2 protein-coding genes are annotated in these 1,176 nt (G+C 50.2%); both read left to right on the top strand.

Features of this window, described 5'->3' with window-relative positions:
* Positions 1-4 precede the first annotated feature (4 nt).
* Positions 5-454 (top strand): hypothetical protein, encoded by a 450-nt coding sequence (locus tag CVU71_18720; GenBank protein ID PKN16516.1) that lies wholly within the window; start codon positions 5-7, stop codon positions 452-454.
* 137 nt (positions 455-591) lie between these two features.
* The coding region (locus CVU71_18715; protein ID PKN16517.1) for an acyl-CoA dehydrogenase at positions 592-1,176 on the top strand (585 nt) is incomplete at its 3' end.

Genomic DNA, 1,176 nt, shown 5'->3' with positions numbered 1-1,176 from the left:
GGAAATCTCGCAGTATGCCTTTACCCGTATGGATGGGGCATGGTTTCTGGCGCTTGCAAAAAAGTTTGGCGTCGAGACGGCCTGGGAAATGGACGTGGAAGCCTGGAAACAATTTTCCTATGTTTTCGGTAAAAATCTCAGGAAAAAATACATCCGGAATCCGGTCTGGCCGGAAAGCTTTCTGGATGCGATGGATATTTTCAGCCGGGTTTTAAAGATCGAGGGACGGGTCATTACCGTAAAGGGGGATCAGATCACGGTCCGCATTACGGATTGCGAAACACAGAAAGCAATTGCCAAAGCCGGCGTTGCCGACTGCGGTATTGTCACGATTCATACATACGAACGAATTGTCGGCGGCCTCTTTGAGAATGAAATAAAAGTCCGCGCGGTCCACACAAAAAATTTGAACCACGGCGATGACTGCTGCGAAGTCATTATCACCCGCTGTTGATCGTTCCATACTTTTTTTACAACGAGCGTTATAAGGTTCTTGACGTGACCCTGCTGGTATGATAACGACTTCAATCAACCCTGGGAGTCCTGGTTTAAAGGCACAGACGTCGATAATTTAGAATCGAGGAAAAAAATATGGCAGAAAAATTTATCAGTGAACGAAATTTGAAGTTCTTATTGTACGAACTGAACGACACCGAAGCATTGCTCAAGTATCCCCGCTATGCCGACCACAGCCGGGACGTTTTCGACATGATCATGGATACGGCAATGAGGATGGGCAAAGATCTCTTCAAACCTCTTTTCGAGGAAATGGACCGTAAGGCGCCTGAATATGTGAAAGGCGAGGTCAAGGTGCATCCCAGGGTCCGCGACATCATGCGTGAGGCGGGTTTGGGCGGATGGATTGCGTCGACTTTCCCCTATGATGCGGGTGGTCAGCAGCTGCCGTTTACCATCGGTGTTTTTCTGCCGACGGCCATTTTTGGCGCGGCAAACTACTCCGCAGCCGTTTATCACGGCCTGACGCACGGTGCGGCCGGTTTGATTGTTTCATACGGATCACAGGAAATGAAAGACACTTATTTGCCCAAAATGATTGCGGGCGAATGGCAGGGGACGATGGCGCTTACCGAGCCGCAGGCGGGCAGTTCGCTCACCGATCTTACCACGACGGCGACGCCGACAGATCAGGGGTACTACAAGATCAAGGGTCAGAAG

The organism is Deltaproteobacteria bacterium HGW-Deltaproteobacteria-6 (assembly GCA_002840435.1).
Classification (GTDB): domain Bacteria; phylum Desulfobacterota; class Syntrophia; order Syntrophales; family Smithellaceae; genus UBA8904.
This window is presented reverse-complemented; position numbering and strand designations above follow the sequence as displayed.